At 41.3% G+C, this 9,094-nt stretch carries 9 protein-coding genes and 3 tRNA genes; 8 read left to right on the top strand and 4 right to left on the bottom strand.

Annotated features, from left to right (window positions below; all coding sequences use genetic code 11):
• The first annotated feature begins 9 nt into the window (after positions 1 to 9).
• From AACX38_RS03040 to AACX38_RS03015, 6 genes are all read left to right on the top strand, one after another.
• Positions 10 to 85 (top strand) — tRNA-Asn (locus AACX38_RS03040).
• A gap of 279 nt (positions 86 to 364) precedes the next feature.
• A tRNA-Asn gene (locus AACX38_RS03035) sits at positions 365 to 440 on the top strand.
• A 197-nt stretch (positions 441 to 637) separates the two neighbouring features.
• Positions 638 to 713 (top strand) — tRNA-Asn (locus AACX38_RS03030).
• Positions 714 to 943: 230 nt separating this feature from the next.
• On the top strand, positions 944 to 1,996 hold the full coding sequence (gene pyrC / locus AACX38_RS03025; RefSeq protein WP_228865701.1) for a dihydroorotase: 1,053 nt from the start codon (positions 944 to 946) through the stop codon (positions 1,994 to 1,996).
• 238 nt (positions 1,997 to 2,234) lie between these two features.
• Positions 2,235 to 2,495, top strand: coding sequence for a biofilm formation regulator BssS (gene bssS, locus AACX38_RS03020; protein ID WP_099123488.1), 261 nt, complete (start codon positions 2,235 to 2,237; stop codon positions 2,493 to 2,495).
• A gap of 206 nt (positions 2,496 to 2,701) precedes the next feature.
• Entirely contained in the window at positions 2,702 to 3,295 is a 594-nt protein-coding gene (locus AACX38_RS03015) for a response regulator transcription factor (protein WP_228865700.1), read from the top strand.
• Between the two features lie 89 nt (positions 3,296 to 3,384).
• Here the strand turns inward: AACX38_RS03015 and trhO are convergent, their stop codons facing one another.
• Entirely contained in the window at positions 3,385 to 4,446 is a 1,062-nt protein-coding gene (gene trhO, locus AACX38_RS03010) for an oxygen-dependent tRNA uridine(34) hydroxylase TrhO (RefSeq protein ID WP_228865699.1), read from the bottom strand.
• Positions 4,447 to 5,780: 1,334 nt separating this feature from the next.
• Between trhO and AACX38_RS03005 the strand changes: the two genes are divergently transcribed.
• On the top strand, positions 5,781 to 6,830 hold the full coding sequence (locus AACX38_RS03005; protein WP_228865698.1) for a phage tail fiber protein: 1,050 nt from the start codon (positions 5,781 to 5,783) through the stop codon (positions 6,828 to 6,830).
• A 52-nt stretch (positions 6,831 to 6,882) separates the two neighbouring features.
• A complete protein-coding gene (locus tag AACX38_RS03000; protein ID WP_228865697.1) occupies positions 6,883 to 7,254 on the top strand; it encodes a LecA/PA-IL family lectin in 372 nt (123 codons plus the stop codon).
• 44 nt (positions 7,255 to 7,298) lie between these two features.
• Here the strand turns inward: AACX38_RS03000 and AACX38_RS02995 are convergent, their stop codons facing one another.
• From AACX38_RS02995 to AACX38_RS02985, 3 genes are all read right to left on the bottom strand, one after another.
• A complete protein-coding gene (locus AACX38_RS02995) occupies positions 7,299 to 8,546 on the bottom strand; it encodes a phage tail fiber protein (RefSeq protein WP_228865696.1) in 1,248 nt (415 codons plus the stop codon).
• A 75-nt stretch (positions 8,547 to 8,621) separates the two neighbouring features.
• On the bottom strand, positions 8,622 to 8,852 hold the full coding sequence (locus tag AACX38_RS02990; RefSeq protein ID WP_228865695.1) for a hypothetical protein: 231 nt from the start codon (positions 8,850 to 8,852) through the stop codon (positions 8,622 to 8,624).
• Positions 8,853 to 8,896: 44 nt separating this feature from the next.
• The coding region (locus AACX38_RS02985) for a hypothetical protein (RefSeq protein ID WP_228865694.1) at positions 8,897 to 9,094 on the bottom strand (198 nt) is incomplete at its 5' end.

The raw sequence follows: 9,094 nt of genomic DNA, 5'->3' as shown, positions 1-9,094 counted from the left end.
CACAGCAATTCCTCCATAGTTCAGTCGGTAGAACGGCGGACTGTTAATCCGTATGTCACTGGTTCGAGTCCAGTTGGAGGAGCCAAATTTAAAGAAGCCCGATTCAGTTTTACTGAGTCGGGCTTTTTGCTTTTCTGCTTTTTGCCGGGGCATTTATCTGGCATCAGAAAATATAACGAAATATTAATTCGTTATCGTGAGTAAAGCCTAAAAAGTGCGTCGCTGATTATTTTTTGCTATAAAAAATGATAAAAACCCACCGCTTTGAATGTATCTCAATCACTTGAACTTATTTTTTATTTTTCTGCTTTACAAGCCCTCTCCATTCCCCTATTATTCGCCTCGTTCTCAGGAACACAGCAATTCCTCCATAGTTCAGTCGGTAGAACGGCGGACTGTTAATCCGTATGTCACTGGTTCGAGTCCAGTTGGAGGAGCCAAATTTAAAGAAGCCCGATTCAGTTATACTGAGTCGGGCTTTTTGCTTTGCTACTGAAGATACATTGATGAGCTGAAAATCACAAAGCATATATTATCGACAAAAAGTACATATTAACGGCAAACAATCAGTTATTATGATTTTCCCCTTTGACAAATGAGAAAATAGCCGTTAATATTCGCCCCGTCTTGAAGGAGTTCCTCCATAGTTCAGTCGGTAGAACGGCGGACTGTTAATCCGTATGTCACTGGTTCGAGTCCAGTTGGAGGAGCCAACTTCAATACACCCTCGTTTTGTTACTTCTATTTTTTCCTTTTTTGATACAATTAATTTCCTCTGAATACCCTAGCTTCTATAAAACAAAAATCTTAATTCTGCAAAAATAGCGGAACTTTATCATTTAATAATAGCTATTTAACTATTTTCTCTTTATCATCTACCTCCGGCTTAAGGAATGCTGAATCAGCTTCCACCATTTCTCACCTATATTCTGGAGCCGGTTCCATGACTACTGAATCATATACCATTAAAATCCGCCGCCCTGACGACTGGCATGTCCATTTTCGCGATGGTGATATGCTGAAAACTATCGTTCCTCATACCAGCCATTTCTTTGGCCGGGCTATCGTTATGCCTAACCTTGCCCCGCCTGTGACAGATGTTGCCAGCGCGAAGGCCTATAAAGACAGGATAATGGCAGCCATTCCATCAGAACACCAGTTTCAGCCTCTGATGACCTGCTATCTCACGGATTCAACAAACAGCTCCCAAATTGAAATAGGTTACAAAGAAGGTATTTTCACTGCCTGTAAACTCTATCCTGCCAATGCAACAACTAATTCCAGCCACGGTGTTTCAGATATACAAAAGATCTATCCTCTGCTAGCAACAATGGAAAAATTAGGAATGCCTCTCCTGATCCATGGTGAAGTGACTGCGGCTCATATTGATATTTTTGATCGTGAAGCCCGTTTTATAGAGCAGGTCATGGAGCCGTTACGTAAGCAGTTCCCTGAGCTGAAAGTTGTTTTCGAACATATCACGACCAAAGAAGCTGCCGAATATGTTCTTGACGGCAATGATAAGTTAGGAGCAACACTCACTCCACAGCATTTGATGTTCAACCGTAATCATATGCTGGTTGGCGGGATCCGCCCACATCTCTATTGTTTACCAGTATTAAAGCGCAATATTCATCAGGAGGCATTACGCGCAGCTGTTGCCAGTGGCTGTGACCGTTTCTTCCTGGGAACAGATTCCGCTCCTCATTTATTGCACCGTAAAGAATCTTCCTGCGGATGTGCTGGTGTTTTCAATGCGCCAACCGCTTTAGCTGCTTATGCAACTGTTTTTGAAGAAATGAATGCAATGGAGCATTTTGAAGCATTCTGCTCTCTGAATGGCCCGAAATTTTATGATTTACCTGTTAATGATGGGTTTATTGAACTTACACGCAAGCCTACCCCAGTTTTCGAATACGTCGAACATAATGGCGAAAAATTGATCCCATTCCTGGCTGGAGAAGATGCCGGATGGGAAGTAAAAATATGTAAGTAACCTCTCATCGTGCTTCATGCGGAGATACTTAGTTTCCGCATGAAGGCGTCATCCCTCTTTCCCTACCTAACACGTTAACACTCACCCTCAGATAAAATGATCAGAATCGGGTTTCTGAGACTGGTTGTAGTATTAGTTTGATAAAAAGGTTTATACTGCCATTACTCATCTTTGATGAGATTCGCAGCTCTTAGTCAATTATACCAATAACAATGCTGTAGTCTGATTAGGAGGTTATATGGGACAAAAAGATGAAATTATTCAAACCCACCCTGTTGTAGGTTGGGACATCAGTATTGTTGACACCTATGACGCCATGATGATTCGCCTTCATTACTTATCCTCCCCAGATCAAACCACAAAAACAGATAATGTCAGTATTGACAAAACATTGTGGTTAACTACAGGAGTTGCAAAACAGCTAATTCTAATCTTGCAGGCTGGGATCGAGAAGATTGAATCATCAGAATACGACCAACTTGACTATACAAAACATTAACAGCAAATTTCATACCTATTAGGACACTCAGAACATTGAGTGTCCGCCACTGCTATCAAAACAAATATCAGCTCACAGAATCATTCATATAGTTTATTATTTTTCACAATACTGTATTATAAACAGCCAGACACTGCCTGATATTTAACTATCCGGTAGACTGTTTCACTTAATAATAACCACTGTAGAACAAGGATGTTCAGCTAATGAAGCTATTAATCATTGATGAGTGCTATTATACCCGCCTCGGGATCATTGAGTCCCTGAAAGAAAATACGAACATCCTTACAGCAGGTATGCATTCAATTCATGATGCAATAACTACTCTTCAGGTATTTTCACCAGATATTGTTCTGATGAATCTAACACACTACGGTTATTGCAGTTCATACTGTGAATACATGAAGTTATTTTTCTCCTTAATGCATGACAGACGCATTTATATCTATATTGATAAGCCATACCCATGGACAGAAAATCATATCCAGCTGACTAATAAGGATTTTATTTTACCAAAAAGGAATCTTAGCTTACTACTTCAACGATTAAACGAAATTGCTTCATATGATATTCAACACTATTTTTCTCATTTCAATGCAAAAAGTTCTGTTTTTAGCCCGCAGGAAAATAGGATCCTCTATTATTGGATGCTGGAAATAGGCACATATAAGATTGCAAAGATATTAAAAATAAGCGGCAGTACCGTTTATTCGCATAAACGACATATCATTGAAAAATTAGGAGTCGTTAACCAGATGGAGTTACTTTTTATTTATAATATCTTTAAGTATCTCTGTTAATAATTCAACTGGCGCAATTACATTTAAGTTATTACGCCAGTTTGCAATACCTGTTCATTCAGTAGACTAAACAGGCAGTTAAATAAGATTTATTGCTTGATAGATTGCAGCGAAGTGATATTCAAACCTTCACTCAACCGATAACGAGACTTGTTGAAAATTTTAGCCCCATTTTCTCTTCCTGCCCGACGAGCACGCTGTTCGCCTTCAGGAAGTAACATTTCTTCCCGGCAGACATCGCTACAACATCCCTCAAACCGCTCTGCGCAAGACGGACATTGGATGAATAGCAAATGGCATCCATCATTTTTACAGTTAGTATGGCTATCACAAGTTGAACCGCACTGATGGCACTGAGCGATAACGTCTTCAGAAATACGCTCTCCCATACGCTCATCAAAAACAAAGTTTTTACCAATAAAACGAACAGGCAGCCCCTGAGCTTTCGCCTTACGGGCATACTCAATAATACCGCCTTCTACATGATAAACATTGTTAAAACCATTGTGCAGCATATAAGCACTTGCTTTCTCACAACGGATCCCACCAGTACAATACATGACGATATTTTTATCTTTATCATCCTTCAACATCTCAACTGCCATAGGCAACTGCTCACGAAATGTATCTGACGGAATTTCAATCGCATTTTCGAAATGCCCGACTTCATATTCATAATGATTGCGCATATCAACAAATACAGTTTCAGGATCATCCAGCATCTGGTTGACCTGATCCGCTTTCAGGTATTCACCAGTTTCTGACGGATTAAAAGTTTCATCTTCAATACCATCAGCAACAATACGTTCACGCACTTTCATGCGTAATACCCAAAATGATTTGCCATCATCTTCTAATGCGATATTGAGTCTCAAGTTATACAAAGCAGGATCAGCGGTATTTAATACTGCTTTCAGGGCATCAACATTTTTAGAAGGGATACTGATTTGCGCATTGATACCTTCTTTAGCGATGTAAACTCGTCCAAACACTGACAAATCAGTAAATTGTTGGTACAGGCTGTCGCGAAAATCCTGTGGCTCAGGAATAGCAAAATATTTATAAAAAGAGATAGTTGTGCGCGGCTCAGTTTCAGCCAACATACGTTCTTTCAGTTCTTTGTTAGAAATACGGTTATGTAACACTGGCATGGTGTTCAAAGTACCCTTGTAGTTTGTTGATATGTATACATTTATATCTATCTATGTCCACGTAGTGTCGACGATAGATAATGATAGAAATCTTTAACTAAAAACCCCTAGTACATACTTGGGGTTTTTAGTTTCTACAATATTACTTTTTTCTGTGACCCAGATCTATCAATCCCTGTTCTGAATTGATTGTATACATAGAAATTACTTGTTCACTATAGAGTATCAGACACTGTTTATACGTATTAGTTGTCCATATCGAGACAGGTATGAAGTGGCAACATATATTATTCGCATCTCTTTAACCACTCAGGAAACGAGCAAAAATATTGAGTTTAGTTTCAAAAGTTAACTAATTGTTAAATGTTATTCACTTGTTGTTCGATGGAAATGGGTTTATTAGGATTCTTGCTTTTCGTGATGATCACGTTGTAAAAGGTATGGAGGATAACCAAAGCCCGTTTCCATCGGAAAGAGTATAAGCCTTTGCTTCTGGCTTAGATCTCTTAATTGCCACGTCTGTTAGCTTCATTATTTCACCCATGTGTATAGGAGGATGTGTATAGGAAAAACTATACACAATTTCATATCGCTTTCAGGAGATGTTAAGAGATATCAGGAGACTTGAGCTTGTTGCTATTCGTTGATTTTACTAGTAAAAGTAGACTTTAGGAGGAGGGGAGATTCGAACAAGCAAAATAACATACTGATATTAAACAATAATATTAAATATAGAAACAAACCTATACACACTGCTATACACATAAAAATTTAGTTAATAAAAATGAACAGTTGCGTGAAATATATCAGTCTTGTTCGACTCCTCCTTTTTCCGCTAACTCAGGATTCGAACACAGATATTTTGCTCAAAGATACTATAAAGCATAAATCCATTCTTTATATTAACGGACTTTCAAATCCCATCCAGTTCTCATTGATTAATCACTCCATTTGAAACGGAAGGATTGAGCCAAAGTGAGGATGAATGGAAGAATCAATGGGTTAAAAGGTGGTAAATCTCATCTTTATGTAACTTGTTGATTTTACTTATTTCCTGCATGGTGACAAAAATTAAATAAATCAATAGCTTACAAAGTGTTAAAATCCCGCTTTTAGAATACTAAGTCTTATCAGACATCTGCCAAATTCTATTAATTCCCCGCTTGTCATTTTATGTCATCCTGCCCACAAAACATGCTCCCTATCAAATATTAGTCAAGCCGTACTTTTCTGTATTGATGAACCCTTTTATTGATGTTCACCGGCGGAGAAGTCTCCCACCCGCCTTCATGTTATTTAGCAATGTGTATTGTTGATTAGATGAGGGAATGAATATGCAAGATAAAAAGCCAGATGTACCTGTCTCAGACGAGAGTAATCTCGTGATCGTTGCAACACCGGAATATGTCAAAGAGTCAATCAAAGAAGCTATTGCAGAACATGCTGCGAGCCGGAATCACCCCTATGCCACTCAGGTAAAACCGGGATTTGTTACGTTAAGTAATGCAATAGACAATGACAGTGAGATAACCGTTGCAACCTCTAAAACTATTAAGAAAACATACGATCTAGCCAGCACCGCAAACAATAATGCTATTAATGCAAATAGAAATGCCGAAAATAGGCTAGCTAAGAATCAGAATGGAGCAGATATTCCGGATAAAGCGGCGTTTGTGAATAATATTGGATTGAGTAATGTGCTGAGGATCGGTGACTATGGATTAGGGGGAGACAGCGTTGAATTGTCCTCGGGACAGTCTATCGCCAGTTTGGCTGGAAAAACGGGCTTTTATAGCAAGGCAAATGGTCCTCTCCCTTCCGATGCTCCTTCTGTAGATGGGGCGTTAAAAGTTTTATCAATGGGGTTTGCTCAATGGCCGACACAATTAGCGTTTAATGCGTACCAGAATGTTGCATGGATACGAACTAGAGAAACATGGGATAGTGATTTTAAAGATTGGCGACAATTTTTGATATTAGACTCCAACTGTCATCACGATGACAGTGGTTATATTCGGCAGAATGCCCCCAATATTCTTATCCAATCTGATGGCAAATTCACCACCAACGACAAATCAGAAGGAGCTACCGCTGAACGGTTATCAAAAGGCACTTATCTCATTAAAGGCATTATGGGGTTCAGTAATGGTGGAGCGGTAAGCAGTATCGATATCCCACGCTGTCAGAACGATCTACCAATGGTTTGGGTCAATCACGAAATCCTACCCGATGGTTCCATAAAATTAATGACCTACCACCGTGAGCACTCAGATGCCCCTACTTTCGCCAGAAATATACGTGAAGGCTACTCTGACGGTGATCTAATCGATATTCCTGATGGCAGATTTGTTTCTGTCCGGGTGCAAATGCCTGACACGAAATAATCACAATCTTAATTCTTCTGTCGCTTTCAAAATATAATTTGGAGGTAATACTATGTATGATTGGTCTGGAAATGTCCCTGCCAATGCTGAACAAGGGCAACCCACAGGGCTTGTGCTCCAACAAGGAGACGTGATATCTATCATTGCTGCGGGATGGGCGCAATATAATTACAATCGCCCAAACGCTACATGGGCCGCTCCCCAAGGTGAGCCCGGCAAACCACCTACACCAACATATAGCCTGATTGCAAAAATCGGCGATAAAACTTATGAAGTTGGTAACGGTGTACTCCACAAAACAGTTCCCGCAAATGGTGAATTAATACTTCTCTTTGATGATGGTTATTATGAAGATAATGCCGGTGACTTTTATGTTAACGTCAAAATTGAGTCACGTTATTCTCTTCTCGACGAAATAAAATAATAACCTCAAATATAACCCGCAACTTCTGCGGGTTAATCATTCCCTTATTCCACCGGTTCAGTCTGATCACTATCAGTAGCAACCCCTGCCGCCTTCTGCTTCACATTCCACACCGAATTTTCCGGCATCTGGACACGGACAGCGATAGACCGACCAACAGGGATATCAATCAAGTCGCCATCCGAATAGCCCTGACGCACATTTCGGGCGAATTCTGGCGCGTTTTGGTGTTCCCGGTGGCAGGTCATTAATTTGATAGCACCATCCGGTAAAACCTCATAGTTGACCCAAATCAGCGACAATTTATTTTTGCAGATTGGTATTTCAATCCCGCCATCGACGCCACCCCATGCCGCATCCGCATTAAATCCCAGCACGTTTTTGTTGAGATAGACGCCCTCGGACAAACGTTCAACAATGGCACCCTCCGATTCGTCATTGGTTTTGAATTTCCCATCACCCCAAATTTTGATAATGGGGCTGGCTTTTTTTATGAATCCGTCAATAACAGTAGTGTTCCCTGTACACCATGCAATATTCCAAGCACTCCATTTGTTTCCTTCTCTAACACGATTAGCCATTGCAGCGTCACTCACCTGAAATTGTGCGACTGATCCACTACCATCACCGCCTGTTCGCGCCATGACCATAACAGGGCCATAGGCAGCCCAGAAATTTTTTGCGCCAGATCCACCCCCTCCATACCAGCCAGTTGTTATTGCCTCATTTGCATCATATTTACTTGGTGCGCTAATTCCTATAGGTTGGGAGCCAATTCCATATTCCCCCGTTTTCAGCGCATTATTTAATCCAATATTCCTCACAAATTCCGTTTTATTCGGAATATCTGCTCCGTTCTGGCGCTTATCCAACTTCCCGGCAAGGGCATCATTCATCGCCTTTATCGATTGCAGTGACACCGTCTGACCATTTGGCAATGTTACCGCCACCGTTCCATTCTGGGTCATCCACTGATCCATATTTTGAAGGAACTGGACGATGTAGGTATTGATAGCCACCATATGCCGGACACCATCAGACATGGAATCCGGTACTGTGACCTGAATCTGGTACACCACGTTATTTAGCGTCACATTCACGTTATCCGCCAGTATCAGCTCCGTATCCGAATTCACGGCCTGAATCATATGCAGTAAATTACTGCTACCGGACTGAATGAGTATCACCTGCCCCGGTGCGATACCGTTCAGGTTGTCTTTAAATTTAGTGCCCGTACCGCGGACAATAGCCGAGCCGGACACGGTGGAAAGGGTGCCTTGTGTATAAATCATGATTGGATTCCTGAGATGAATAAAGCGGAGAGGGTTAACCTTCTATCATGGTTAAATCGACGATAAAGCCTTCCATTAAGGGAGGCGGGCCACGCCATGTACCGGGGTTACTCGGGTTGGCCTCATGACGCAGATAGTCATAGGTATAAGCGAGTTCAATCCGGCCATTGCCATATTGTCGTTATAGAAGTCGATGGCCTCCGGCATTAAACCGGCGTGTGCCGGAGGTTCAATGGTGTCCTGAAAGGCGTTGACCATCGCCTGCATTTTGCCTTTGAGGCTGTCAGAACGTGTACGCTTTGTCATTGTCAGTCTCCTTTCAATGTCAAGCGGTTAAGGGTCTTTTTTTGTTAAAAAACTGCGTTAGCGTTATTTTTGCGGGACGGCGGCGGTCTTTGGGGGCTTGCCCCGCACTTTTTACCCGCCCTCCCCGTGAAGATTTCCCCCGTCATCATGCCTTTCATTTCACTTTCCTCTTGAATCAATTTCAGGCGGTTATTGGTGCCAGTGTGAGTGAGCATCCAGCGGATAACCGTTTGCATCACAGC

Source organism: Xenorhabdus sp. PB30.3, from assembly GCF_963895965.1.
Classification (GTDB): Bacteria; Pseudomonadota; Gammaproteobacteria; order Enterobacterales; family Enterobacteriaceae; genus Xenorhabdus; species Xenorhabdus stockiae.
Note: the sequence above shows the minus strand (reverse complement) of the source record. Positions and strands in the feature narration are given on the sequence as shown.

Excerpts from the sequence above, each read along its gene's own strand:
- AACX38_RS03015 (WP_228865700.1), top strand. The coding sequence starts at position 2,702 with ATGAAGCTATTAATCATTGATGAGTGCTATTATACCCGCCTCGGGATC.
- AACX38_RS02990 (WP_228865695.1), bottom strand. The coding sequence starts at position 8,852 with ATGACAAAGCGTACACGTTCTGACAGCCTCAAAGGCAAAATGCAGGCG.
- trhO (WP_228865699.1), bottom strand. The coding sequence starts at position 4,446 with ATGCCAGTGTTACATAACCGTATTTCTAACAAAGAACTGAAAGAACGT.
- AACX38_RS03005 (WP_228865698.1), top strand. The coding sequence starts at position 5,781 with ATGCAAGATAAAAAGCCAGATGTACCTGTCTCAGACGAGAGTAATCTC.
- bssS (WP_099123488.1), top strand. The coding sequence starts at position 2,235 with ATGGGACAAAAAGATGAAATTATTCAAACCCACCCTGTTGTAGGTTGG.
- AACX38_RS03000 (WP_228865697.1), top strand. The coding sequence starts at position 6,883 with ATGTATGATTGGTCTGGAAATGTCCCTGCCAATGCTGAACAAGGGCAA.
- pyrC (WP_228865701.1), top strand. The coding sequence starts at position 944 with ATGACTACTGAATCATATACCATTAAAATCCGCCGCCCTGACGACTGG.
- AACX38_RS02995 (WP_228865696.1), bottom strand. The coding sequence starts at position 8,546 with ATGATTTATACACAAGGCACCCTTTCCACCGTGTCCGGCTCGGCTATT.